The sequence below is a fragment of the Parazoarcus communis SWub3 = DSM 12120 genome (genome assembly GCF_003226565.1).
Lineage (GTDB): Bacteria > Pseudomonadota > Gammaproteobacteria > Burkholderiales > Rhodocyclaceae > Parazoarcus > Parazoarcus communis.
Window position 1 is genome coordinate 281,941 of sequence record NZ_QKOE01000001.1, and the last position, 24,933, is coordinate 306,873.

Annotated in this window: 28 protein-coding genes and 1 riboswitch; of the genes, 19 read left to right on the plus strand and 9 right to left on the minus strand. The window is 63.5% G+C overall.

What is annotated here, in order from left to right:
* Positions 1–41: 41 nt before the first annotated feature.
* Complete coding sequence (polA, locus tag DNK49_RS01295) at positions 42–2,795, minus strand: DNA polymerase I (RefSeq protein ID WP_110522505.1); 2,754 nt, start codon at positions 2,793–2,795, stop codon at positions 42–44.
* Positions 2,796–2,893: 98 nt separating this feature from the next.
* On the opposite strand from polA, the gene DNK49_RS01300 reads away from it, so the two are divergent.
* The 16 genes from DNK49_RS01300 to DNK49_RS01380 all read left to right on the plus strand — a co-directional run bounded on the left by DNK49_RS01300 (position 2,894) and on the right by DNK49_RS01380 (position 14,913).
* Positions 2,894–3,619: an LOG family protein gene (locus DNK49_RS01300; protein WP_110522506.1), complete on the plus strand. Its 726-nt coding sequence runs from the start codon at positions 2,894–2,896 to the stop codon at positions 3,617–3,619.
* 69 nt (positions 3,620–3,688) lie between these two features.
* Positions 3,689–4,012: a DUF2782 domain-containing protein gene (locus DNK49_RS01305; protein ID WP_110522507.1), complete on the plus strand. Its 324-nt coding sequence runs from the start codon at positions 3,689–3,691 to the stop codon at positions 4,010–4,012.
* A 20-nt stretch (positions 4,013–4,032) separates the two neighbouring features.
* The gene (locus DNK49_RS01310) at positions 4,033–4,521 is read left to right on the plus strand and encodes a DNA-deoxyinosine glycosylase (RefSeq protein WP_248279931.1); all 489 of its coding nucleotides are present in this window, start codon (positions 4,033–4,035) and stop codon (positions 4,519–4,521) included.
* A 34-nt stretch (positions 4,522–4,555) separates the two neighbouring features.
* Positions 4,556–5,506 carry a homoserine kinase gene (locus DNK49_RS01315; RefSeq protein ID WP_110522508.1) on the plus strand — a complete coding sequence of 317 codons (951 nt, stop codon included), beginning with the start codon at positions 4,556–4,558 and terminating at the stop codon, positions 5,504–5,506.
* Positions 5,507–5,570: 64 nt separating this feature from the next.
* Positions 5,571–6,350, plus strand: a complete 780-nt coding sequence (locus DNK49_RS01320; RefSeq protein WP_110522509.1) for a DUF2189 domain-containing protein — start codon at positions 5,571–5,573, stop codon at positions 6,348–6,350.
* Between the two features lie 5 nt (positions 6,351–6,355).
* A complete protein-coding gene (locus tag DNK49_RS01325) occupies positions 6,356–7,126 on the plus strand; it encodes a BPSS1780 family membrane protein (RefSeq protein WP_207806856.1) in 771 nt (256 codons plus the stop codon).
* Complete coding sequence (nadD, locus tag DNK49_RS01330; protein ID WP_110522510.1) at positions 7,104–7,802, plus strand: nicotinate-nucleotide adenylyltransferase; 699 nt, start codon at positions 7,104–7,106, stop codon at positions 7,800–7,802. The genes DNK49_RS01325 and nadD overlap by 23 nt, the downstream gene beginning before the upstream one ends.
* Positions 7,799–8,170, plus strand: coding sequence for a ribosome silencing factor (rsfS, locus tag DNK49_RS01335; RefSeq protein WP_110522511.1), 372 nt, complete (start codon positions 7,799–7,801; stop codon positions 8,168–8,170). Before nadD ends, rsfS begins: the two co-directional genes overlap by 4 nt.
* Positions 8,171–8,641 (plus strand): 23S rRNA (pseudouridine(1915)-N(3))-methyltransferase RlmH, encoded by a 471-nt coding sequence (gene rlmH, locus DNK49_RS01340; RefSeq protein ID WP_110522512.1) that lies wholly within the window; start codon positions 8,171–8,173, stop codon positions 8,639–8,641.
* Between the two features lie 21 nt (positions 8,642–8,662).
* Positions 8,663–9,283 carry a Maf family protein gene (locus tag DNK49_RS01345; RefSeq protein WP_110522513.1) on the plus strand — a complete coding sequence of 207 codons (621 nt, stop codon included), beginning with the start codon at positions 8,663–8,665 and terminating at the stop codon, positions 9,281–9,283.
* Between the two features lie 115 nt (positions 9,284–9,398).
* Positions 9,399–10,853: a ribonuclease G gene (gene rng, locus DNK49_RS01350; protein ID WP_110522514.1), complete on the plus strand. Its 1,455-nt coding sequence runs from the start codon at positions 9,399–9,401 to the stop codon at positions 10,851–10,853.
* Between the two features lie 7 nt (positions 10,854–10,860).
* The gene (locus DNK49_RS01355; RefSeq protein ID WP_424444902.1) at positions 10,861–11,847 is read left to right on the plus strand and encodes a prenyltransferase; all 987 of its coding nucleotides are present in this window, start codon (positions 10,861–10,863) and stop codon (positions 11,845–11,847) included.
* Complete coding sequence (locus DNK49_RS01360; protein WP_110522515.1) at positions 11,844–12,578, plus strand: HAD family hydrolase; 735 nt, start codon at positions 11,844–11,846, stop codon at positions 12,576–12,578. The genes DNK49_RS01355 and DNK49_RS01360 overlap by 4 nt, the downstream gene beginning before the upstream one ends.
* 1 nt (position 12,579) lies before the next feature.
* Positions 12,580–13,179 carry a Holliday junction branch migration protein RuvA gene (gene ruvA / locus DNK49_RS01365; RefSeq protein WP_110522516.1) on the plus strand — a complete coding sequence of 200 codons (600 nt, stop codon included), beginning with the start codon at positions 12,580–12,582 and terminating at the stop codon, positions 13,177–13,179.
* A 76-nt stretch (positions 13,180–13,255) separates the two neighbouring features.
* Positions 13,256–14,314 (plus strand): Holliday junction branch migration DNA helicase RuvB, encoded by a 1,059-nt coding sequence (gene ruvB / locus DNK49_RS01370; RefSeq protein WP_110522517.1) that lies wholly within the window; start codon positions 13,256–13,258, stop codon positions 14,312–14,314.
* A gap of 236 nt (positions 14,315–14,550) precedes the next feature.
* Positions 14,551–14,913, plus strand: a complete 363-nt coding sequence (locus tag DNK49_RS01380) for a hypothetical protein (RefSeq protein WP_110522519.1) — start codon at positions 14,551–14,553, stop codon at positions 14,911–14,913.
* A gap of 25 nt (positions 14,914–14,938) precedes the next feature.
* On the opposite strand, the gene DNK49_RS01385 is transcribed toward DNK49_RS01380, so the two are convergent.
* The 5 genes from DNK49_RS01385 to dapF all read right to left on the minus strand — a co-directional run bounded on the left by DNK49_RS01385 (position 14,939) and on the right by dapF (position 19,322).
* Positions 14,939–16,129 carry a class I SAM-dependent rRNA methyltransferase gene (locus DNK49_RS01385; protein ID WP_110522520.1) on the minus strand — a complete coding sequence of 397 codons (1,191 nt, stop codon included), beginning with the start codon at positions 16,127–16,129 and terminating at the stop codon, positions 14,939–14,941.
* Between the two features lie 106 nt (positions 16,130–16,235).
* Positions 16,236–16,727: a helix-turn-helix domain-containing protein gene (locus DNK49_RS01390; RefSeq protein WP_243632200.1), complete on the minus strand. Its 492-nt coding sequence runs from the start codon at positions 16,725–16,727 to the stop codon at positions 16,236–16,238.
* Positions 16,728–16,868: 141 nt separating this feature from the next.
* Positions 16,869–17,789 carry a tyrosine recombinase XerC gene (locus DNK49_RS01395; protein ID WP_110522521.1) on the minus strand — a complete coding sequence of 307 codons (921 nt, stop codon included), beginning with the start codon at positions 17,787–17,789 and terminating at the stop codon, positions 16,869–16,871.
* A complete protein-coding gene (locus tag DNK49_RS01400) occupies positions 17,786–18,439 on the minus strand; it encodes a DUF484 family protein (RefSeq protein ID WP_110522522.1) in 654 nt (217 codons plus the stop codon). Before DNK49_RS01400 ends, DNK49_RS01395 begins: the two co-directional genes overlap by 4 nt.
* A gap of 49 nt (positions 18,440–18,488) precedes the next feature.
* Positions 18,489–19,322, minus strand: a complete 834-nt coding sequence (gene dapF / locus DNK49_RS01405) for a diaminopimelate epimerase (protein ID WP_110522523.1) — start codon at positions 19,320–19,322, stop codon at positions 18,489–18,491.
* Positions 19,323–19,464: 142 nt separating this feature from the next.
* On the opposite strand from dapF, the gene DNK49_RS01410 reads away from it, so the two are divergent.
* Positions 19,465–19,719, plus strand: a complete 255-nt coding sequence (locus DNK49_RS01410) for a hypothetical protein (RefSeq protein WP_110522524.1) — start codon at positions 19,465–19,467, stop codon at positions 19,717–19,719.
* Here DNK49_RS01410 and DNK49_RS01415 read toward each other — a convergent pair.
* Both DNK49_RS01415 and DNK49_RS01420 read right to left on the minus strand, forming a co-directional pair.
* Positions 19,713–20,588, minus strand: coding sequence for a lysophospholipid acyltransferase family protein (locus tag DNK49_RS01415; RefSeq protein WP_110522525.1), 876 nt, complete (start codon positions 20,586–20,588; stop codon positions 19,713–19,715). The two genes, DNK49_RS01410 and DNK49_RS01415, sit on opposite strands and share 7 nt — an antisense overlap.
* Positions 20,588–21,502, minus strand: a complete 915-nt coding sequence (locus tag DNK49_RS01420; protein WP_110522526.1) for a lysophospholipid acyltransferase family protein — start codon at positions 21,500–21,502, stop codon at positions 20,588–20,590. The genes DNK49_RS01415 and DNK49_RS01420 overlap by 1 nt, the downstream gene beginning before the upstream one ends.
* A 182-nt stretch (positions 21,503–21,684) precedes the next feature.
* Here DNK49_RS01420 and metK point away from each other — a divergent pair, with 182 nt between their 5' ends.
* A complete protein-coding gene (gene metK / locus DNK49_RS01425) occupies positions 21,685–22,851 on the plus strand; it encodes a methionine adenosyltransferase (protein ID WP_110522527.1) in 1,167 nt (388 codons plus the stop codon).
* A gap of 139 nt (positions 22,852–22,990) precedes the next feature.
* Positions 22,991–24,073, plus strand: coding sequence for a calcium/sodium antiporter (locus tag DNK49_RS01430; protein WP_110522528.1), 1,083 nt, complete (start codon positions 22,991–22,993; stop codon positions 24,071–24,073).
* A 66-nt stretch (positions 24,074–24,139) separates the two neighbouring features.
* On the opposite strand, the gene DNK49_RS01435 is transcribed toward DNK49_RS01430, so the two are convergent.
* The gene (locus tag DNK49_RS01435; protein WP_110522529.1) at positions 24,140–24,718 is read right to left on the minus strand and encodes a hypothetical protein; all 579 of its coding nucleotides are present in this window, start codon (positions 24,716–24,718) and stop codon (positions 24,140–24,142) included.
* 139 nt (positions 24,719–24,857) lie between these two features.
* A riboswitch (S-adenosyl-L-homocysteine riboswitch) is annotated at positions 24,858–24,924 on the plus strand.
* Positions 24,925–24,933: the final 9 nt, after the last annotated feature.

Below are 24,933 nucleotides of genomic sequence, written 5' to 3' on the forward strand. Positions count from 1 at the left end.
GGACACTGGCACACCGGTGTTGGATCAAGATGGGCACCCGCTCAATGTGCCTCATCCCAATTCGCCCCAGCGCCCACCTCCACCAGCAGCGGCACCGCCAACTGCGCCACGCCAGCCATCAAGCGCGGCAGCTCGCCACGGACGACCTCCAGCTCGGCCTCCGGTACCTCCAGCACCAGTTCGTCATGCACCTGCAGCACAAGGCGCGAGTTCAGGCTCGACCCGGCCAGCCAGCGGTGGACAACGATCATCGACTTCTTGATCAGGTCAGCTGCAGTTCCCTGCATCGGCGCGTTGATTGCCGAGCGCTCGGCGGCCTGGCGGCGGCCGACCTGGCTGGCGCGGATGTCGGGCAGGTGCAGACGACGGCCGAACACGGTTTCGACATAGCCCAGATCCTTGGCCTCGGCCTTGATCCGTTCCATATAGTCGGCGACGCCTGGATAGCGGGCAAAATAGCGGTCGATCCAGGCTTGGGCGGCGGCACGCTCGATACCCAGGTTCTTGGCCAGGCCGTGGGCGCTCATGCCGTAGATCAGGCCAAAGTTGATCACTTTGGCGTAGCGGCGCTGTTCGCTGCTGACCTCGCCGGGGGTGACGCCGAAGACTTCCGCGGCGGTGGCGCGGTGTACGTCCTCGCCCTTGGCAAATGCCTCCAGAAGGCGGGCATCGCCCGACAGGTGGGCCATGATGCGCAGTTCGATCTGCGAGTAATCGGCGGAGACGATCAGGTGTTCGCGCGGCGCGATGAAGGCGGCGCGGATGCGACGTCCCTCGGCCGTGCGAATGGGGATGTTCTGCAGATTGGGTTCGGAACTGGATAGCCGGCCGGTGACTGCGGTGGCCTGCGAGAAGCTGGTATGTACCCGCCCCGTGTGCGGGTTGACCATGCGCGGCAGCTTGTCGGCGTAAGTGCTCTTGAGTTTGGCCAGACTGCGATGCTCCAGCAGCAGCTTGGGCAAGGGGTAGTCCTCGGCCAACTGGGTGAGCACGTCTTCGTCTGTCGAGGGCTGCCCCGTGGCGGTCTTCTTGACGATGGGCAATCCGAGCTTGCCAAACAGGATCTCGCCCAGTTGCTTGGGTGAGCCCAGGTTGAAGGGCTGCCCCGCCAGTTGATGCGCTTCGCGCTCGAGATCGACCAGACGACGCCCCAGCTCCTCGCCATGCTGGGCGAGCAGGAAGGGGTCGATCAGCACACCGGTACGCTCCATGTCGAGCAGCACCGCGAGCGTGGGCAGTTCGATGTCGCGATACAGTGCCTCGAGCGCAGGGCTTGCCTGCACCTGCGGCCACAAGCGCTGGTGCAGTCGCAGTGTGATGTCGGCGTCTTCTGCGGCGTATTCGGTGGCACGATCCAGCGCGACCTCGTCAAAACCGATCTGCTTGGCACCTTTGCCGCAGACCTCGGTGTAGGGAATGGTACTGAGGCCAAGGTGACGCTTGGCCAGACTATCCATGTCGTGAGTCCGATCGCTTTCAAGCACATAGGACTCCAGCAAGGTATCGTGGGCGACACCGCCAAGACGAAGCCCGTGATTGAGCAGCACATGGGCGTCGTACTTCAGGTTCTGCCCGACCTTGGCGTGCACATCGGACTCGAGCCAGGGCTTGAGCCTGTCCAGCACCTCGGCCAGCGGGAGTTGCTCGGGCGCATCCGCACCGCGATGGGCCAGCGGCAGATACACGCCTTCGCCCTCTGCGGTCGAAAACGACATGCCCACGAGCTTGGCGAGCATCGGGTCGAGGCTGGTGGTCTCGGTATCGAAAGCGGTCAGGTCCGCGCGCATCAGCCGTGCCAGCAGTTCGTTAAAGGCTGGCCAGCTCAGGATGGACTGGTAGGCTGCCCGGTGCGCATCCGGGTCGGCCGGCGGATCAATGGGCTCGGATGCGGCAAAATTTCTGCTGGAAACCGCAGCGAGATCCAATTGGCCTGAAGCCCCCGCCGCCGCCTCGCCCCCCAGATCGCGCAACCAGCCGCGAAACTCGAAGCGCTCATACAGCGCGCGCAGGGCAGCCTTGTCGTCGTCCCGCGCAGGCAGGTCTTCCAGTTGCAGCGGCAGGACAAGGTCAGTCGCCACCGTGACCAAGCGTTTACCCAAAGGCAGGAAATCCAGATGACGACGCAGGTTCTCGCCGACCTTGCCACCGACCTTGTCGGCATGGGCCACCAGATTGTCGAGGGTGCCGTATTCGGTCAGCCACTTCACCGCCGTCTTGGGACCACACTTTTCCACGCCGGGTACGTTATCGACGGTATCGCCGACCAGCGCAAGGTAATCCACGATGCGTTCAGGCGGCACGCCAAACTTGGCTGTCACGCCCTCGCTGTCGAGCACCTCCTCGCTCATGGTGTTGACCCACCGCACCCCCGGCCGCACGAGTTGGGTCAGATCCTTGTCGCCGGTCGAGATCACCACCTCCCAGCCACGCTCGACCGCCTGTCGGGTCAGCGTGCCGATGACGTCGTCGGCCTCGACCCCTTCGACCGACAGCAGCGGCCAGCCCTCGGCCTGCACCGCCTCGTGCAGAGGTTCGATCTGGGCACGCAGGTCGTCGGGCATCGACGGGCGGTTGGCCTTGTAGTCGGGATACCAGTCGTCGCGAAAGGTCTTGCCCTTGGCGTCAAAGATGCATGCACGATATTCCGCCTTGTAGTCGGACTCGAGCCGACGTAGCATCGACAGCACACCCCGGATCGCTCCGGTCGGCTCGCCCTTCGAGTTGCGCAGATCAGGCAGTGCATGAAAAGCGCGGTACAGGTAGCTGGAACCATCGACGAGCAGCAGAGTGGGCATGCGGGGGCATCCTTGCGGTGAAACCAGGGTTGCGGCGTCCCGGTCGAACGGGTAGACACGCCGGCAAGACCCATGACGAGAACAATGAGAAAACCATCATGACCGCGAAAGACAAGCTATCGAGCAGCATGCCGGAGGGCAATGCGCCGCGCTTCAATGCGCGCGAGTCCTGGCGAATTTTCGGAATTATGGCAGAGTTCGTCGAGGCGACCGAACGCCTCAACGCGATTCGACCCGCCGTGTCGATCTTTGGCAGCGCCCGCATTCCGCCAGACCACCACTACTACATCCTCACCGAGAAGATCGCCCGACTGCTGTCGGATTCGGGCTTTTCGGTGATCTCCGGCGGCGGCCCCGGCATCATGGAGGCCGCCAACAAGGGCGCGTACTTCGGCAAGAGCCCGTCGATCGGGCTCAATATCCAGCTGCCGATGGAGCAGCACTCCAACCCCTACCAGGACATCTCGCAGACCTTCCAGCACTTCTTTGCGCGCAAGTTCATGTTTGTGAAGTTTGCCACCGCCTATGTGGTGATGCCGGGCGGCTTCGGCACACTGGACGAGTTGCTGGAAGCAATGACGCTGATCCAGACCCGCAAGAGTCGCCGGATACCGATCATCCTGGTGCATGGTCCGTTCTGGAAAGGTCTGCTCGACTGGTTCCGCGACCGTCTGGTGGCCGAACGCATGATCAACCCCGAAGATCTCGACCTGGTTCAGGTCATCGACGAACCGGAAGAGGTCGTTGCGGCAATTTTCAAACACTACGAATCCCGTGGTTTCACCCCGCTACCCGAAGAGCACGAACTGATGCTCAATCTGTAAGGCCGGCCACCGCGCTGCAAGGCGCGGGCAAGGCCAGTGATAGAATCGCGCCCGAACCAGGAGAACACCATGCGCCGCACCTTGATCACCCTGCTGCTTGCTGCCTCGATGCCCGTGTTTGCGCAGCAACCCCCAAAGCTCGAGCCCCTGCCCGAACCGCCCCCGCCACCGCCGGGCATGACCGACATTGAAGAACCCCAGGTCACCATCGTGCAGCGTGGCGAGGACACCGTCACCGAATACCGCATCCGCGGCAAGCTCTATATGGTCAAGGTCACCCCACCGCACGGCGTGCCCTACTATCTGGTGGACAAGGAAGGCACCGGCCAGATGGTGCGCGACGACACCGCCCCCACGCTGGCCGTGCCGATGTGGGTGATCAAGTCCTGGTAAGCCCCTCGGCGGGACCGGTGCTGAGCAGTTTTGCGCCGGTCTATCGGGAGGACGCGCGCATCCTGATCCTGGGCAGCATGCCAGGGGACGCCTCGCTGAGCGCCGACCAGTACTACGCCCACCCACGCAATGCGTTCTGGCCGATCATGGGCGCGCTGTTCGGTGCCGGGCCGGAACAGCCTTACGCCGACCGCCTGCAGCGGCTGATGGCGTGTGGCGTTGCGCTATGGGACGTCATCGGCAATTGCCGGCGCGAGGGCAGCCTGGACAGCGCCATCGAGCCAGACAGCATCGTCGCCAACGATATTCCCGCGCTGATCAACAGCTGCCCTCAGCTGACGCGCATCTGTTTCAACGGCACTGCGGCGGAACAGGCCTTTCGTCGCCACATCCGGCTGGATGCAAACGGGCGCGAACTGAACCTGCGTCGTCTGCCATCCACCAGCCCCGCCCATGCCGCGCTGGGCCTTGCCGCCAAGCTGACAGCGTGGCAACAAGCCCTGCAGTAGGCAGGCTCAAGACAACTGCACCACCGGAGTCATCATGTCCGTTTTCACCCCTGTCCCCGAAACCGTCCTGGCCCAATGGCTGCAGAACTACGCCATCGGCCGCCTGGTCGAACTCAAGGGCATCTCCGCCGGGGTGCAGAACAGCAATTTCTTCGTCACCACCACGCTTGGGCGCTACGTGTTGACCTTGTTCGAGGACATGCCGCGCGCGGAACTGCCCTATTACCTGCACCTGATGGCGCACCTGGCCCGTCACGGATTGCCGGTGCCCGCCCCCATCGCCAACCGCGACAACGAATACCTGGGCACACTGCAAGGCAAGCCCGCCGTGCTGGTGATGCGGCTTCAGGGCGCGTCGGACATGACGCCGGATACCGACCGCTGCACCCGGGTTGGTGCCATGCTGGCCGGACTGCACCTTGCCGGCCAGTCCTACGGCCGGCGCCAGGCCAACCCACGCGGAGCCAGCTGGCGCAGCGAGGCCGCACAACGGGTGCGTAACCACCTGCCGACAGACGAGCGCGCGCTGCTGGATGCCGAGTTGTGCTTTCAGAGCACACTGGATTGCGGGCAGCTACCGGCCGGCGCAATCCATGCCGACCTGTTCCGTGACAACGTGCTGTGGGATGGCGAACACATTGGTGGCGTCATCGACTTCTACTTTGCCGGACACGACACCTGGCTGTTCGACCTTGCAGTCACCGTCAACGACTGGTGCACCGAAGCCGATGGCAGCCTGAACCGCGCGCGCTACGACGCCCTGGTGCAGGCCTATCATGCCGAACGCCCCTTCACCGCGGCAGAACGTGCAGCGTGGCCGGGCATGCTGCGTGCCGCCGCGCTGCGCTTCTGGCTGTCGCGGGCGCTGGACTTCCATCTACCGCGCGAAGGCGAGATGGTGCTGGTCAAGAATCCGCACGAATACCGGGACATCCTTCGCCTGCATATCGACGTCCCCGCACCGCCACTGCCCGGCCAGGTTTGAACTCGCCCGACCAATCGGCTAGCATCCCGACTCCATACGCTGCAATGCAGCGCCAACTTGATCAATGACCCATACCCCTTCCCGCCCTGCCGGCCACTATCACCCTCAGCCCGAACCGGGCACGGTCAGCCCAGCGCACGCACTGCAGTGGCTGGCGACCGGCTGGCGCCTGTTCATCCAGGCACCGGGGGTCTGGCTGTTACAGACACTGATCTTCATCCTCATCCTGTCGGCACTGGGCTTTGTGCCCTTCATTGGCTGGGCTGCAGCACCGGTGGCGTTTCCGGTGCTGGTTGCCGGGCTGGTTGCCGGTGCCGATGCGCAGGCACGTGGCGAAGCCTTGCGGGTCGACCATCTGTTCGAGGGCATCCGCCGCCATGCTGGCAACCTGCTGATCGTCGGCGGCTTTCACCTGCTGGGCGCCTTGCTGGCGGCCATCATCGCAGCTGCCATCGGCGGCAGCGCGGTGTTGACCGGCATGCTGGTGGGCGCATTTGCCGGCATGGGCCTGGCAGCTGGCGGGGTGATGTTCGGCGTACTGGTATTCACCCTGCTGTGGAGCCTGCTGATGATGGCCCTGTGGTTCGCCCCGGCGCTGGTGATGCTGCAACGCGTTGCCCCGCTGGATGCGATGAAGTGCTCGGCCAAGGCCTGCTTCGGCAACCTGCTGACCTTCATCGTGCTGGCCATCATGCTCTACGTACTGGCCTGGGTGGCAATGTTGCCGGCCGGCCTGGGTATCTTTGTGCTGGTGCCGGTACTGGCCGGCGCCCTGCACGCCGCCTGGCGCGACACTTTCGCGCCACCGCTGGCGCTGACTCCCCCTGAACAACCCCTCGAGTAAATCGCATGCAAGCCAATCAACTACCCATGCAACGCGGCTGGGGCTGGCTGCGCGACGGCCTGACGCTGTGGCGAAGCAGCCCGGCGCTGCTCAGCTTCCTGGCCTTCGGCTACATCCTCATCCTGCTGGTGATCAGCATCTTTCCGCTGATCGGGCAACCGATCGCCTCGCTGCTGATGCCGGTGCTGTCCTTGGGCGTGCTGAACGGCTGCCGGGCGATCGAGGCGGGGCGCAAGGTGGGGCCGGACATCCTGTTCTCGGGCTTCAAGAGCAATCTACCCAGTCTGATCACCATTGGCGGCATCTACCTGATTGCCAGCCTGCTGGTCCTGCTGATCACCTCGCTGTTCGACGGAGGCGGTCTGCTCAAGGCCATGACCGGCAGCCGGGTAGACGAAGCGGCGGCAGGTGACCCCTCTTTCCTGTTTGCACTGCTGGTCGCGGTTGCGCTGTCGACACCGGTGGTGATGGCGTACTGGTTTGCGCCCCTGCTTGCCGGCTGGTGGAAGTTGACCGCCCCCAAAGCCATGTTCTTCAGCTTCTACGCCTGCTTGCGCAACTGGCGGCCGTTTCTGGCCTATGCGATCGGGCTGCTGATCTTCGGCGGACTGCTGCCGGGCATCATCATCGGCGTGGTCGGGCTGGTGTCACCGATGCTGGCCACCCTGCTGTCGATCCCCTTGCCGCTCATCCTGATTCCCGTGGTGTTCGCCAGCTTCTATACCTCGGCACGCGACGTGTTCGGCTTGCCCGATGAGGCCGGCCTTGCCCACTGAGAGCACCGCCGGTAGCCCGATCGGCCTGCTCGGCGGCACGTTCGACCCCATTCACTTCGGTCACCTGCGCCTGGCTCAGGAGGCCTGCAATGCACTCGCATTGGCCGGGGTCAGATTGATTCCGGCAGGCCGCCCACCGCATCGGGGCGTTCCCGGCTCCACCGCCGAAGACCGTCTGGCCATGGCACGCCTGGCCGCACAGGGCAACCCGGTGTTCGAGGTGGACGATGGTGAGGTCCGCTCGGCCCAGAAGAGCTACACCATCCTGACCCTCGAGCGCCTGCGCGCCGCACTGGGGTCACGGCAGCCGCTGGTATTGATCCTTGGTGCAGACGCCTTCGAAGGCCTGCCCAGTTGGCATCGCTGGCAGGACCTCTTCAGCCTCGCGCATATCGCGGTAGCCAACCGTCCCGGCTACGCGCCCCATGGCCGGCGCTGGCCCGGCACCCTGTCACCGGAACTTGACCAGGCTTGCTACAACCGCCTGATCACCGACCCCATGCGGCTGCGTGACCAGGCTGGCGGACTGGTGATTCCGTTCGACATGACCCCGTTGGCGATCTCCGCATCACTCATCCGCGACCTGGTGCGTACTGGCGCCAGTCCGCGTTATTTGCTGCCCGATTCGGTTCTCGACTATATTGGGTTGCATCACCTCTACGAAAATCACGAATGAACACGCCCAAACTGGAGAAAATCGTTGTTGCCGCCCTTGAGGACATCAAGGCGCGCGACATCGAAGTCATCAACACCACCAAGCTCACCGCCCAGTTCGATCGCATCATCGTCGCCAGCGGCGACTCCAACCGCCAGACGCGATCGCTGGCCCGCCACGTTCAGGACAAGGTCCGCGAAGCCGGTGGCGAAGTCATCGGCGTGGAAGGCGAGGACACCGGTGACTGGGTGCTGGTCGATCTGGGTGACGTGGTGGTGCATATCATGCAACCGGCCATCCGCAGCCATTACAACCTTGAGGAATTGTGGGCCACCACGCCCGCTGCACGGCGCAAGGCCGCCGCTGCCGCACACAGTGCCGGAGAGTAAGTGAAGCTGCTCATCGTCGCCGTCGGTCATCGCATGCCTGCATGGGTGGAAGCCGGCTTCGACGAGTTTGCCAAACGCATGCCACGTGAGCTGCCCTTGCAACTGGTCGAGATCAAGGCTGAACCCCGCACCTCGGGCAAGACGGTCGACGCCATGATGAATGCCGAAGCGGCCAGGATCGAGGCCGCGCTGCCACCGCGCTGCCGTCGGGTCATCCTGGATGAGCGCGGCAGCGACCTGAGCAGTGTGGCGCTGGCACGTCGCCTGGAAGACTGGCAGGCGCAGGGCCAGGACGTGGCACTGATCGTTGGCGGCCCGGACGGCCTCGCCCCCGCATTCAAGGCCAGCGCAGATGAGGCGATCAGACTGTCGAGCCTGACCCTGCCCCATGCACTTGTCCGGCCCCTTCTGGCAGAGGCGCTATATCGCGCCTGGAGCATCAACCGCAACCATCCCTACCACCGTGAGTGATCGCGGCCCGGAATACACGCCATGTCTGCCATTCAGCCCCGCATCTACCTCGCTTCGAAAAGCCCCCGCCGGCGCGAGCTGCTGCGCCAGATCGGCGTACAGTTCGATGTGCTCACCTTTCGCGGCGGAGAGCGTGGCGAAGATGCCGATGTCGACGAAACCCCTCTGCCAGGCGAGAGTGTCGAGCGCTATGTCGAGCGGTTGGCACTGACCAAGGCGGAAGCCGGCATGCGCCGCATCGTGTGGCGCAAGCTGCCGCGCCAGCCCGTACTGGCGGCCGACACGACCTTGGAGCTCGACGGTGAGATCATTGGCAAACCGGTCGATGCCGACGATGCGCGCAACATCCTGCAGCGCCTGTCCGGCCGTACCCACCGGGTACTGACCGCGATTGCGATCAGCGACGGCAACCGCATCCGCAGCCGCATCTCCGACAGCACGGTGCGTTTCCGCGCGCTGACCGAAAAGGACATCCGCCATTATGTCGCCTCCGGCGAACCCATGGACAAGGCCGGCGCCTATGGCATCCAGGGGCGCGCCGCAGTGTTCATCGAGGAGATCCGCGGCAGCTATTCGGGCATCATGGGCCTGCCCTTGTTTGAAGCGGCGGAACTGCTGGAGGTGTTCGACTACCCGCTTTAGCCCACCCCCAGCACCTGCCGCCCGATACGCGCAGGTGCCCCGCTCAACGATGAGCCATGCGCAATGGCAGACTTCCCGACTGTCCTTGCGCATTTCCCATTGGACCGCAGCGCGCATGAGCATCGAATTCCTGATCAACTTTACCCCGCAGGAGACGCGGGTCGCCATTGTCGAACAAGGCGTCGTACAAGAACTGCATGTCGAACGCACTGCCAGTCGTGGCATCGTCGGCAACATCTATCTTGGCAAGGTGGTGCGTGTGCTGCCTGGCATGCAGTCGGCCTTCATCGAAATCGGCCTGGACCGTACCGCCTTTCTCCACGTCGCCGACATCTGGACCGACCGTCCACACGGCGAGGCGGCCAAGCCCATCGAGAAGATCCTGGTCGAGGGTCAGAACCTGCTGGTACAGGTACTGAAGGACCCGATCGGCACCAAGGGCGCCCGGCTCTCCACTCAAGTCAGCCTGGCAGGCCGGTTACTGGTATACCTGCCACAGGAGAAGCACATCGGTATCTCCCAGCGCATCGAGGATGAGGCCGAGCGCGAGCAGCTACGCGAGCGCCTGACCCGACTGGTGCCGGAGGACGAACCCGGCGGCTTCATCGTCCGGACCATGGCGGAATCCGCCACCGACGAGGAGCTGGCAGCCGACATTGCCTACCTGCGCAAGCTGTGGCGTGAAATCGGCAACACCACCATCGGCGCCTTTCCGCCCAAATTGCTGCATGAAGACCTTGGACTCGGCCAGCGTACGCTGCGCGACCTGGTCGATGAAGAAACCACCCGCATCCGCGTCGATTCGCGGGAGAACTTCCAGAAGCTCACCGCCTTTGCCGCCGAATACACGCCCAAGGTCTTGCCGCTGCTCGAGCACTACACGGGCGAACGCCCGCTGTTCGAGCTCTACAATGTCGAAGAAGAGATCCAGCGGGCGCTGGCACGCCGCGTCGATCTGAAGTCGGGCGGCTATCTGATCATCGATCAGACCGAAGCGATGACCACGGTGGACGTCAACACCGGCGGTTTCGTGGGTGCACGCAACTTCGACGACACCATCTTCAAGACCAACCTCGAAGCCACCCAGGCTATCGCCCGCCAGCTGCGGCTGCGCAACCTCGGCGGCATCATCATCATCGACTTCATCGACATGGAGAACACCGAACATCGCGAGATGGTGCTCGATGAATTCCGCAAGGCCTTGTCGCGCGACCATACCAAGATGAGCATCAACGGTTTTACCGCGCTCGGCCTGGTGGAGATGACACGCAAACGCACCCGCGAATCCCTTGCCCACCTGTTGTGCGAGCCCTGCCCCACCTGCAGCGGTCGCGGCGAGGTCAAGACCGCGCGTACGGTGTGCTACGAGATCCTGCGCGAACTGCTACGCGAGGCGCGCCAGTTCAACGCCCGCGAGTTCCGCGTGCTCGCGGCCCCCAATGTCATCGACCTGTTCCTCGACGAAGAAAGCCAGTCACTGGCCATGCTGTCGGACTTCATCGACAAGAAGGTATCGCTGCACCCGGAAGCCAGCTACACCCAGGAACAATTCGATATCGTGTTGCTGTGAGCATGTGGTGAATCCATCTTCCCCCAACTCCACCCCGTCGCCACAGGCCGGAGAACCGCTGCCCGGCCGCTACTCGCACCCGCTCGCGCTCTACTTCGCCGCCACCCGGCCGGCCTTCCTGACGGTTACCCTGGTGGCCTGCCTGATCGGGCTTGCCAGTGCGCATGCGGGTGGGGTAAGCATCAATGCCCTCACCGCAACGGCCACCGTACTGTTCGCCCTGGTCGCGCACGCCGGGGTCAATGTCATCAACGACTATCACGACGCACGGAACGGTGCCGACGCCGCCAACACCGCGCGACTCTTTCCCTTCACCGGCGGTAGCCGGTTCATCCAGAACGGTGTGCTCAGCGCCGCCCAGACCGGACGCTTCGGCTATCTGCTGCTGGCCTCGGTCGTGCCGGCAGGCTTGTGGCTGAGCTGGCATAGCGGCCCCGGGCTGGTGGCAATCGGTCTGGCGGGCTTGTTCTTCGGCTGGGCGTATTCCGCGCCGCCGCTTGCACTGATGAGTCGCGGCCTGGGTGAGCTGGCCATTGCCGGCGGCTGGCTGATGGTGGTGATCGGAACCGACTATGTTCAACGCGGCTATTTCGACAGTCTGCCCTTGCTGGCCGGTGTGTCCTACGCCTTGTTGGTGGCCAACCTTTTGTTCATCAACCAGTTTCCCGACCGCGACGGCGATGCCTTGGCCGGCAAACGTACCTTGGTGGTGCGTCTGGGCACCGAACGGGCCAAATGGGGTTACCTGATCATCAGCCTGATCGCCTACGCCTGGCTGATTGGCCTGGCTGGCGAAGGCCATCTGCCACAGAAGGCCGGCATCGCGGCCTTTACCCTGGTCCTGTCGCTGACCGCCGGGCGTGACCTGATCGAGCATGCAGGCGATCCCCAGGCCTTGCGTCCGGCAATCAAGCGCACCATTCTCGCCGCCCATCTTCACGGCCTGTTATTGGCCGTCAGCCTCGCCCTCTTCTCCGGAACCTCCGCTTCATGAGTTTTCACGCTGCAGACCGCGTTCGTGCGGTGATATTCGATATGGACGGACTGCTGCTCGACTCCGAGCGCATCGCCTACGCCATCGGCCGCGAATCCAGCCTGCACCTCGGCCTGCCCTGGGATCACGAGGTAGCCATGCGGATGATCGGTACCAATTCACGCGACGGTTACCAGCTGCTGCAGGACGCCTTTGGCCCGGACTTTCCGGTCGAGGCACACCAGGCCGAGTTCGGCCGGCGTTACGAACAAGCCATCATGGAAGGGCGCTTTCCGCTCAAGCCCGGCGTACACGAGCTGCTCGACCTGCTTGCACAACGCGGCCTTCCGTGTGCGGTTGCCACGTCCACCCGACGCAGCCGCGCACTGCCCAAGCTGCAACATGTCGGCATCCTCGAGCGTCTGCATGGTGTGGTCGGTGGTGACGAAGTCACCCATGGCAAACCTGCACCCGACATCTATCTGGCCGCAGCGGCGCTGGTCGACGTCCCGATCGAGGACTGTCTGGTGCTGGAAGACTCCAACACCGGCGTACGCGGCGGGCTGGCCTCTGGCGCCCAGGTGGTGATGGTGCCCGACCTGCTGACTCCGGCCGAAGACATCGTGGCACGAGGTGTAACGGTACTAGCCGACCTGCACGCCGTCGCAGCCCGCCTTCAGCCCTGGAACGCCCCCAAACCGAATTTCGCTCGCGGCCAGGATCAGCGCCGCGGGCCCCCGGAGCCCCACTGACATGATTGGACGCATCACCGGCATCCTGCTGGAAAAAAACCCGCCGCAGATCCTGATCGATGCCAACGGCATCGGCTACGAGATCGACGTCCCCATGAGCACCTTCTACAACCTGCCTGCCACCGGCGAGCGTGTCAGTCTGCACACCCACCTTGCGGTGCGTGAGGACGGGCACTTCCTGTACGGGTTCGCCAGCGAGGAAGAACGCGCCGCGTTCCGTCAGTTGCTGAAGGTCTCTGGCATCGGCGCAAGAATGGCGCTTGCCGTGTTGTCCGGCCTGTCAGTCAGCGACCTGGCGCAAGCCGTTGCACTGCAGGAGTCCGGCCGGCTGGTGAAGATCCCCGGCATTGGCAAGAAAACCGCAGAACGCCTGCTGCTCGAGCTGCGCGACAAGCTGGGCAAGGCCCTGCCGCAACTCTCCGGCGCCCGCCTCGCCGCCCCCATGGATAGCGCCCCCAATGCCCGCAGCGACATCCTGAACGCCCTGCTGGCGCTCGGCTACAACGAGCGTGAAGCCCTGGGCGCGATGAAAGGCCTCGCCGATGACGTCGGCGTCTCCGACGGCATCCGCCAGGCACTGAAACTGCTGTCCAAGGCTTGAGCTGAATCTCCACCTCCCATCAAAGTCACCTGCGGATGCTTCAAGCCCGCCCCCTGACGCCTGCTAAACTGCCCCCATGATCGAAACCGACAAACTTCAGGCCGGCGGCGGCAACCGGCTGATCTCCGCCCAGCCGGCCGACCGCCAGGAAGACGCCGTCGAGCGTGCGTTGCGCCCCAAGCGACTGGTCGAGTATGTGGGTCAGGCGAAGATTCGGGAGCAACTCGAGATCTTCATTGAGGCGGCGCGCAAGCGTAAGGAAGCGCTCGACCATGTGCTGCTGTTCGGTCCGCCGGGGCTGGGCAAGACCACGCTGGCACACATCGTCGCCGCCGAAATGGGCGTCAACCTGCGTCAGACCTCCGGCCCGGTACTCGAGCGCGCGGGCGACCTCGCCGCGCTGCTGACCAACCTGGAACCGCACGATGTGCTGTTCATCGACGAGATCCATCGCCTGTCGCCGGTGGTGGAGGAAATCCTCTACCCAGCACTGGAGGACTTCCAGATCGACATCATGATCGGGGAAGGGCCTGCAGCACGCTCAGTAAAGCTCGACCTGCCACCCTTCACCCTGGTGGGTGCCACCACACGCGCCGGCATGCTGACAAACCCGCTGCGTGATCGCTTCGGGATCGTGTCGCGCCTCGAGTTTTACACTGCAGACGAGCTTGCCTATATCGTCAGCCGCTCGGCACGTCTGCTCAATGTGCAGATCGACGATGCCGGTGCGCTGGAGATCGCGCGCCGTGCGCGGGGCACGCCACGCATCGCCAACCGCCTGCTGCGACGGGTACGCGACTATGCCGAAGTCAGGGCTGGCGGCCAGATCAGCAGCGCCGTCGCCGATGCCGCCCTGGTGATGCTGGATGTGGACGTGCTGGGACTGGACCTGATGGACCGCAAGCTGCTGTCGGCCATGCTGGAAAAGTTTGGTGGCGGCCCGGTCGGACTGGACAACGTCGCCGCGGCGATCGGTGAATCCACCGACACCATCGAAGACGTCATCGAGCCCTACCTGATCCAGCAGGGCTATCTGCAGCGCACCCCGCGCGGACGCATGGCCACCCACGCGATCTGGCAGCATTTCGGGCTCAACCCGCCGCGCAGTCAGGCGCCTGACCTGTTCGATAATTAAGGGTCGCAAACACCGATGAGTCTTGCGCCACTGGGGCTGATCATCGCAACTGCGGTGCTATTGTTGGTGATCTGGGCAGCGATGCGGTCACGCACGCGCCGCCCCGACAAGCATGCAAACGGATGGCACGGCGCGGACTCAGCCACCTCCTTGGGCAGCACCGAGGGCGGCAACGCGTCTCCATGCGGACAAGGTACGGGTGCAGACTGCGGCGGCGACGGCGGCGGGGGTGACTGATGCGCACCTTTCAGGTCATGATGCTGACACTGTGCCTGCTGGGTGGGGCTTACCTGCTACTGCACGCCCCGGTCTTCTTCATGCCCGACCGCTGGGATCCTTCAGTCGGGCGCGAGTTCTCGCCACTGGCCAGCCGGGTGCTGGGTGGCGGGCTGTTGAGCATGGCGGCACTGGCGTTGATCTTCCTGCGCCATCATTACTACTCGGCAACCCGCAGGCTGCCCGGCCCAGCGATGCAACGGGTGTATTTTGGCCTGGTGATGCTGGCCATTACCCTGGTGACCCTGGCCTTCAATCTGGCCGACCCCCAACCCAACCCCGAGCACCGCGGATCACGCGGAACACCAACCTTGCCCCAGTAACGCACAAGCCCCAACGGGATGCAGATCAGCCGACCTGTACCGCCAGCCCCTTCAGGTACTCGCCTTCGGGTACGGCCAGGCCAACCGGATGGTCGGCCGCGGCGGCCAGGCGGTGGATGATTCGGGCATCGACGCCAGCATCACCCGCCGCACTGGCCACGATCTTCTGGAACATTTCCAGGCCGATACCGCCCGAGCAAGAGTAGGTCATCAAGATACCCCCTGGCGCCAGCAAGCGAAAGCCAAACAGATTGATGTCCTTGTACGCCCGCCCAGCGCGTTCGGCATGGGCCGCTGACGGCGCAAACTTGGGCGGATCGAGCACGATCAGATCGAAGGTCTGCCCTTCCGCTCGCAAGGCACGCAGCGCCTCGAACACATCGTCTTCCTGCCACGCAGCGCGCGCCGCATCGAGTTGCGGATTATGTGCCAGATTGCGCGCCGCCGTTGCCAGCGCCGGGCCGGACGAATCAATCGACAACACGCTGGTCGCACCGCCGGCCAGTGCCTGCAGCGAAAAGCCCCCGGTGTAGCAGAAACAGTTGAGCACCCGACGACCGTGGGCCAATTCGCCAGTCAGCTTGCGATTGTCGCGCTGATCCAGGTAGAAGCCGGTCTTGTGGCCGCCAACCACATCGACTTCCATCCGGACCCCATTCTCGGTGATCAGCAAGGGGCCATCGGGCAGCTCGCCCCAAGCACAGCCCGTGCGAGGCTCCAGCCCCTCCAGGCGACGGACATCGGAATCCGAACGCTCGTACACCGCCGTGCAGCCCGTTGCCTGAACCAGCCCTGCAACAATGGCATCACGCCACTTTTCTGCACCCGCGCTGGTCAATTGCAGGACCACAACCGCACCGTAGCGGTCGGCAATCACACCCGGCAGACCATCCGACTCGCCGTGGATCAAGCGCTGACCATCTTGCGTTGCCAACATCGGATGGCTGGCACGGCGCGCCACGGATTCGGCCACCTTGCGCTTGAACAAGGCATGGTCGATTGCCGCACCCGTATCGAACGACCACATCCGCGCCCGGATCTGCGACGCAGGTGACCACGCCGCCCGCCCCAGTTCGCGACCATCAGCCGCCACCACATCGACGGTATCACCCGGTCGCGCGCGACCGTCCAGTCGATCCACCGAACCGGCGAAGATCCAGGGGTGACGACGCAACACCGTGCGTTCCTTACCGGGGTGAAGCAGCAGACGGGCCATGGGGAGAATCCTGCAAAAGGGCGCCAAGTTTAGCCCCTTGCCCCAGGTCGACGCCAGACGGAAGCGCGGTTGCAGGCAGCCGGTTCAGCCCGTCCGCGGGCATGACTCAAGCCTGCAGCGTGCGTCGGGCGCGATCGGCGGTATCGATCAACTCGGTCAGTTCGCGGGAGCTCAACAAACCGCCGAAATGCTTGAGCGCATCAGAGGACACATACAGATGACCGTTGCTACGGCGCAACACCCAGCCCAGCTCAACCAGACGCACGATCTTGCGCCGCACCGTTTCACGTGGCAAACCGGTCGCAGCAGCAATCGAATACGCATTGCAGGGTTTGAGCACGCACTTTTCTTCCGGTTCGGTACCGTTCTCCGGTCCCAGCCCACCGATATTGTGCAGCGCAATCTCGCCAAGCAGGATGGGCAGCAGGATGTCACGGTCGAACTCTTCAAACCAGCGACGGATATGACGAATTTCGTAGCGGGCAAGCAGCAGGGCGACCTCCCTGATTGCACGCTGACGCTCGGCCGCGCTTTGTGTTTCGGGAACCGGTTCGGCCGGCTTCTGATGACGGGATTCGGGGCTGTATTCTGCTGACATGGCTACCCTGCGCAGGCCCCGCAAGGGGGCAATCTGACACTAGCTGGCTCGTTATTGTGATGTCGCCCAGCATATCCCATAGGCACAGCCTTCCCCTATTCGTCGATACCCAAAGTGGGGAACCCGTAAAATTCAGGCGCGTCAGCGTTTCGCCCGCGGGTGGGCTGCATCATACACCTTGGCAAGGTGCTGGAAATCCAGATGGGTATAGACCTGTGTGCTGCGGATGCTGGCATGCCCCAACAATTCCTGAACCGCCCTCAGGTCACCGCTGGATTGCAGCAGATGACTGGCAAAGCTGTGGCGCAGCATGTGCGGATGTGCGTGCATGCCGAGCCCCGACTGCTGCGCGCGCAGCGTCAGCCGGCTGCGCACTGCACCCGGACTCATGCAGGCACCGGTTCGGGTCACAAAGACGGCGAGGTTGTCGCCGACCGGCAGTTGCGACCTGCTGTCGAGCCAGGCCCGCAGCGCAGCAAGCGCCCGGCTGCCGACCGGCACCGTCCGCGTTTTGCCACGTTTGCCCTTGACGGTGACCATGCCCTCGATCAGATCCAGGCTGCCATCCAGCATCAGCCCGGTGAGTTCGGACAAGCGCAGTCCAGACGAGTAGAAGAGTTCGAACATGGCCAGATCGCGCAAGTCCAGCACCGACTCGGCCGGGGCCGCGTCCAGCAGGCAAGCCGCCTGATCGGGCGACAGCACGCCGGGCAGTTTAGAAGGCGCCTTTGGCGGACGGATCCCTTCGACCGGGTTGTGTTTCAGGCCACGATGCCGCACCAGCCAGCGAAAAAAGCTGCGCCATGCCGACAGGCAGCGTGCAATCGATCTCGGCCCCAGCCCCTCACCATGCAGGCGCCCGGCAAACCGCCGGATCTCTGCCGAAGTCAGTGTAATGGGCTCGCGGCCTGCAGCCAGCCGCTGCAACTTGCGCAGGTCACGCGTGTAGTTCTCCAGCGTCAGCGCCGCCGCACGCCGCTGGCTTGCCAACCATCCCAGATAATCCGTCATCCAGACCGGATCGGGCGATGACGGCGCCACAACGTCGGCGACGGGGTTCATCCGATCTCTGCCATCAAGGCCGCTGCCGCCAGCTCGGCAATTCGGCCCAGGTAAAGCGTTCCCATCTCGGGGTAGAAACGTTCGGCCTCCTCACTCCCCAAGGCCAGCATGCCAATGACCTGGGTCTGGCGGCGCAGCGGCATCAAGGCGACCGAGCGAATATGGGGCGCAACCTCACCAAACCAACCCAACACTTCGATATTGCCCGGCGCCCCGCAGTAGGGATGGCGGAGATCACCGGCAAACAGGCGTACTCCCTCGCCTACCGGCGCAAAGTCCTCCTCGCTGCGGGCCAGCACGCTGTTCCAGATGCGCAGCGCGACATGTGGCACCGCAAAGTCCTCCTGCAGGCTGGACAGCAGGGCGTGACGAACGCCGTCATAGCCATGCGCCTCCAGCAACAGCACGCCAAGCCGATGGACCTTCTCGCTGATTTCGTCGTTCTCCTCACCGAAGCGGATCAACTCGGCCAGCTTGAGCTCGAGCTGCCGAATCTTGTCTCGCAGCGCGTGAAGCTGACGCTCGGCCAGCGAGATGGCCTGACCGCCATGCTGCGGATGCGGCACCGTCAACTCGGTGAACAATTCGCCATGGTCGGACAGGAAATCAGGATGTTCACGCAGGTAACGCGCGACGTCGGCAGCATTCATCAGGACGGACTCCTCTGGGGCTTGCACCCCGATAGAAAGGCTTTCGGCTTCAGGCGAGTTCCATCTCGCCTTCGAATACGGTAACAGCGGGGCCAGTCATCAGCACCGGGGTTCCAGGACCGTCCCAGGCGATCTCGAGTTCTCCCCCCCGGGTTTCGACCCGCACGGGAGAGGTCACCAGCTCCCGCAGGATGGACGCCACCACCGCAGCGCAGGCCCCCGTCCCGCAAGCCAGGGTTTCACCAGCCCCCCGTTCATATACCCTCAGACGGATGCGATGCGCGTCCGCAACCTGAACGAAACCTGCGTTGACCCGCGCCGGAAAACGGGGATGGGATTCGATCAGCGCGCCCAGGCGGTCGACTGGCGCATGGTCAACATCTGCGACCACCTGCACCGCGTGGGGGTTGCCCATCGACACTGCGGTGATCGCGATTCGCTCACCGTCCACCTCAAGCGCTTGTACTACCGCATCGGAGTCGGACACGAAGGGGACTTGAGCGGACTCGAGCACCGGCACCCCCATGTTCACCGTCACCAACCCATCTTCGCGCAGTCGGGGAGCGATGATGCCAGCCTGGGTTTCGACCCGGATCTCGGCCTTGGTGCTCAAACCCTTGTCGGCGACAAAACGCGCAAAACAGCGCGCGCCATTGCCACACTGCTCGACCTCCCCACCATCCGCATTGAAGATGCGATAGCGGAAATCCACGCCAGCCTGCCCCGCCGGCTCGACGACCAGCAACTGATCACACCCCACTCCAAAGTGCCGGTCAGCAATGTAACGGACGCGCTCGGGCGTCAGCTCCACCGCCTGGCGGGTGGCATCAATGACAACGAAATCGTTGCCCAGTCCATGCATCTTGGTAAATCGAAGTTTCATCAGGTCGCGACCATTTCGAACGTTGTGGCGCCAATGCGCATTTCCATGGATTCTCCCCCAGCGTCCAGGGCACGTCCACCGCTGCAGACGGCAAGCCCACGCAGGCAAGCCATTTACCCGCGCTCATGTCAGAATTCCGCTCATGAACACGCCCCCCGGAAAACCTTACGCCCTGCCACTGAGCACCTGGCTGCTCGGCATTCCTGGCCTTGTCTGCCTCATCGCCGGCCTGGTGCTGGCAGCAGGTGACTTCAGCGGGCATCACCCGATGCTCGCCGAACCCGGCACCGCCATCGTGCTGATCGTTTCAGCCGTCGCACTATTGGGCAGTGCAGCCTTTCCTGCCGTGCTGAAGCGGCTGGCCGACAACGATCGAGCCGCAACGCCCGGTCAGTAAAACTTTGGTTCGCCCTCGGGCCGGGTCTTGAAGCGTCGGTGCACCCAGTAGTACTGCTCGGGCATGGTCCTCACCATGGACTCGATCCAGGCATTCATCCGCCGCGTGTCGGCCTCGACATCCGCAGTGGGAAAATCGCCCCAGGCTTCGCCGATCTCGACCACGTAGCCCTGCCCTCCGGGCAACATCCGGGTCACGCAAGGCAGCACGGCCGCCCCGGCGACTCGAGCCAGACGCGACAAGCCGGTGATGGTCGCCGCCTGCACCCCGAAGAACGGCACGAAAATGGCGTCGCGCCGGCCATAGTCCATATCGGGCAGGTAATAGAACGGCCGGCCGGACTTCATCGCCTTTACCGTGCCGCGCACCCCTTCCTGCCGTGCAAGCAGCAACTGATCACCAAAACGGCTACGCCCGTGATACAGCCAGCGATCCAGCACCGGGTTTTTCTTCTGCTTGGCGTAGATGCTGACGATGTCGAAGGCCATGGTAACGCGCGTCCCGCCCATGTCGAGCCCGACGAAATGCGGCGCCAGCAGGATGACGGACTTGCCGGCGGCCTGCAGCGCACGAACCCGCTCAGCCCCCTCGATGCGCACGATGCGCTCCAGGCGCTCGCGACTGCCCCACCACACCAGACCACGCTCCAGCAGGCTGCGTCCCACCCCCCTGAAGTGCCGCCGGGCCAGCATGCGCCGCTCAGCCACACTCTGGTCCGGAAAGCACAATCGCAGGTTGGTCATCACAATCCTGCGCCGCGGCAGCGCAAAGACATAGAGCAGCAAACCAAAGACCTCACCGACCCGGGAGAGTACCGCCAGCGGCAACCAGTGCAGCAACCAGAACACGCCGACACCAAGACGGCTCATCATGACACTTCGGCCTCGTCGGCTGCAGCGCGAGCACTACGCGGTTTCTTGTAGCGGTTATAGCCCCAGATGTACTGGCCCGGACACTGCAGGATCAGGCGCTCGACCTCACGGTTCATGATCGCCACCCTTTGCTCCAGCGACCCTTCAAGCGGCTCGGTCGGGCCGGACAGACGGAACACGTACCCCTGTCCACGCGGCAGACGTTCAGCCCAGCAGTAGATCACGTGCACGCCCTTGACCTCGGACAGGCGCGCGGCCAAGGTCATGGTCCAGGCCGGTCGTCCGAAGAAATCCGCCCACACCCCCTCGCCCGCGCCCGGCACCTGATCGGGAAGCATGCCGACCGCTTCCTTGCTGCGCAGGGTCTTGACCAGTTTGCGTACCCCCGACAGGTCGGCCGGTGCAGTCTGCATCCGGCCGCGGACCCGGCCCGCCTGCATCAAGGGCTCGAGCGCACGATTGCGCGGCGGGCGATAGAGCACGGTAACCGGCGCATGCGAAGCGAAGTACTGCGCGGTGATTTCGAAGCACCCCAGGTGCGGGGTAATGAACAGGATGCCAGCGGACTCGCGCTGCGCGGCCTCCACCCATTCCCATCCTTCGACGCGAACCACGCTGGCCACGACTTCTTCGGCTGGACGCAACCACAGCCAGGGCAGCTCAAGCGCCTGGCGGCCGGACTCAGCCACGGCGGTGTGCAAGATGGTGGGATCGAGCCGCCCCAGCGCAGACTGTAGATTGTGGCGCAGACGTCGGCGGTAACTGGGCGAGGCGGTATAGGCCAACCAGCCAGCCCAGCCCCCCAGGCGATGAAGCCAGGCCAGCGGCAGACGGGCAAGCAGACGGAACAGGGTATCGACAAACACGGTGAATTCTTGGGGTGAACTCCGAAGAGTTTGACCTGAAAAAATAGCAGCCTATAATTGTGCCTTAGCCGCCGAGTTAACTCGACAACTTGCAGGGCGGCCTTCACCACGGTTTCGACCTACCTGGCGATAAACAAGTACTGCTAAAGCGTCGGCTGCTCGTCGAAATCCCCGGAGCTGGCCGCAACGCCACCGCACAGGGGATTTTTCGTTTCAGGAGCAAGAACATGAGCAATACTTTTCTCTTTACCTCCGAGTCGGTCTCGGAAGGCCATCCCGACAAGGTTGCCGACCAGATCTCCGACGGCATCCTGGATGCCATCCTCGCCGAGGATCCGCACGCCCGCGTCGCCTGCGAAACCCTGGTCTCGACCGGCCTCGTCGTGATCTCGGGCGAAATCACTACCAGCGCGCACCCCAATTATCGCGAAACCGCGCAGGAGGTCGTCCGCCGCATCGGTTACGACAACTCCGACATCGGCTTCGACTACAAATCCTGCGCCATCCTCACCGCGATCAACCGGCAATCCCCGGACATCGCCCAGGGGGTCAATGAGGGCGAAGGCCTGGACCTGGATCAGGGCGCTGGCGACCAGGGCCTGATGTTCGGCTACGCCTGCAACGAAACCCCCAGCCTGATGCCACTGCCGATCTACTACGCGCACCGCATCATGCAGCGCCAGGCCGAAGTCCGTAAGGATGGCCGCCTGCCGTGGTTGCGCCCGGACGCCAAGAGCCAACTCACGGTCAAGTATGTGGACGGCAAGCCCGTCGCAATCGACACTGTCGTGGTCTCCACCCAGCACAACCCGGAAGTCTCGCACGCACAAATCGCAGAGGCGGTGATCGAAGAGGTGATCAAACCTGTCCTGCCCAAGGAGTTGCTGCATGGCGAAGTGCGCTACCTGATCAACCCGACCGGCCGTTTCGTCATCGGTGGCCCGCACGGTGACTGCGGGCTGACCGGACGCAAGATCATCGTCGACACCTACGGCGGAGCGGCTCACCACGGCGGTGGTGCGTTCTCCGGCAAGGACCCCTCCAAGGTCGACCGCTCGGCCGCCTATGCCGGACGCTATGTTGCCAAGAACGTCGTGGCCGCCGGGCTGGCTGACAAGTGCGAAGTTCAGGTCGCCTACGCCATCGGCGTAGCCAAGCCAGTGTCCCTGATGGTCAATACCTTCGGCACCGGCAAGATCTCGGACGACCGGATCGTCGAGTTGATCCAGGCCCACTTCGACCTGCGCCCGAAGGCCATCATCCAGACGCTGGACCTGCTGCGCCCGATCTACTCGCGCACGGCCGCCTATGGTCACTTTGGCCGCGACGAGCCGGGCTTCACCTGGGAGCAGACCGACAAGGCTGCCGCGTTGCGTTCGGACGCCGGACTCTAATCATCAATCAAGCTGACACATCTTGTGCACGGAGGGCCCGGAAGTGCCCCCGTGCATTCAGCAAAAAACAGGCTCAACCGCTCATCGACCGGGCAGCCTGTGCACCAGATAACCGAACCCATTCCGAGCTCGCCCCCTCATGCTCCAGCACGCCCTATTTTTTGCACTTGGTCTGATCACCCTGGTCATTGGCGCCGATGCGCTTGTCCGCGGTGCTTCGCGCCTTGCGGTGTCATTCGGCATTTCGCCCTTGGTGGTCGGCCTGACGGTGGTCGCATTCGGCACCAGCGCGCCGGAAATGGCGGTGTCGGTCGGTTCGGCAATCAACGGCAATGTCGATATCGCCATCGGCAATGTGGTTGGCAGCAACATCGCCAACATCTTGCTGATCCTTGGCGCCTGCGCCCTGATCGCACCCTTGCTGGTTGCCGAACAGATCATCCGGCAGGAGATTCCGATCATGATCGGTGCCTCCGCCCTGCTTTTGGTCATGGCGCTGGATGGCGACATTGGCCGGCTTGAGGCGGCCATCCTGTTCGGTCTGGTCATTGCCTACACCGTCTTCCTGATCCAGCAGTCACGCAAGGCGTCGAAAGCCACTGCAGACGAGTTCGCCAACGAGATTCCGACCAGCGACTGGGACCGCCACTGGTCGGTACAGACCCTGCTCGTGGTGGTCGGACTCGGCATGCTGGTACTGGGCGCCGACTGGCTGGTGCAGTCAGCCGTAGCCATCGCCCGTATTTACGGCGTCAGCGATCTGGTCATCGGCTTGACCGTGGTGGCCGTTGGTACCTCGATGCCCGAACTTGTCACCTCCATCGTTGCCGCGTTCCGGGGACAACGCGACATCGCGGTTGGCAATGTCGTCGGCAGCAACATGTTCAACATCTGCGCAGTCCTTGGCGTTACCGGGCTGATCTCACCCATCGGGCTGCCGGTTTCCGAAGCTGCACGCCACTTTGACCTGTGGGTGATGCTGGCGGTGGCGTTTGCCTGTCTGCCGATCATGATCACTGGGCGCGAAATTGCACGCTGGGAGGGCGGCGTATTTCTGGGCTATTACGCCGCCTACACCGCCTGGCTGATTCTTGCCTCACAGAAGCACGCTAGCCTGGCAACGTTCTCCACGGCCATGATCAGCTACGTGCTACCGCTGACTTTGATCACGCTGGTAGTCAGCATGGTGCGGCACAACGGCCATAAATCATCGTCAGATTAAAGTCTCCAGAGTGCCGTTTGCCGGCGCTCTGGACGCTATGACCATCCCCAGCAGATCATCTTGCTCTTACTGGAATGTGGACATCTTTTCCCCTGCGCCTTGAAAAGGCCCCAGAGGGTTGCGGCTGACACTGATCTCCTGAATATTCGGCTGCCCCGACCACTGCTTGAAAACCACCGTATCGTCGACCAGTACAAACAAGGCTTTGAAGCGCCACCCCTTGATGGACGTCTCGCGGCGGAAATTCAGGAAATCTGTCCAGAAGTTGCCCGTACGATCACGTCTAATTCGGGTCTCCTCAAGCGAATACCCCACACACCGGTCCTGTGCCTGAATGCATGCACGAATGCCCGCAGGCAATTCGACACCCGCAACCAGACTCTCGCGGGGCAAGGTGGCATTGGCAATCTCGGAGTAATTGAGAATCTGCACGTTAGGCCGAGTCGTTGGATCAAAGCCCAGGCCGTGCACCCTTGCGCGATCAGTTTGCCCCGGAATCACAAGATCGTAGGCTGCCTTGACCTCCTCGAAATCATGCCATGGCGACACCGTTTTCTGGTCCGCCTTTGGCAGCATACTGCTACATCCGCCGACCAGTAGCGTAAAACACATCAAGCCCGCCAACTGCTTTTTTTTCTCATTCATGGCGCCCCCTTCTCCTTCTAACAGGCAAACTCGGACCCCTGTCACGGAGTGAGCTGCGCTACCAAAGTAGAACATCGGACGACACGCCCCCTTTGTGCAGCAAATACTGGCCCTCGCCCGAACTATGGCTATAATTCGCCTAACCGAGGAGCGCTGCAAGATCTTTCATCCCAGGCTCGGTCATTTTGGAACTGCGCTCACCTAAACCCGTGCCG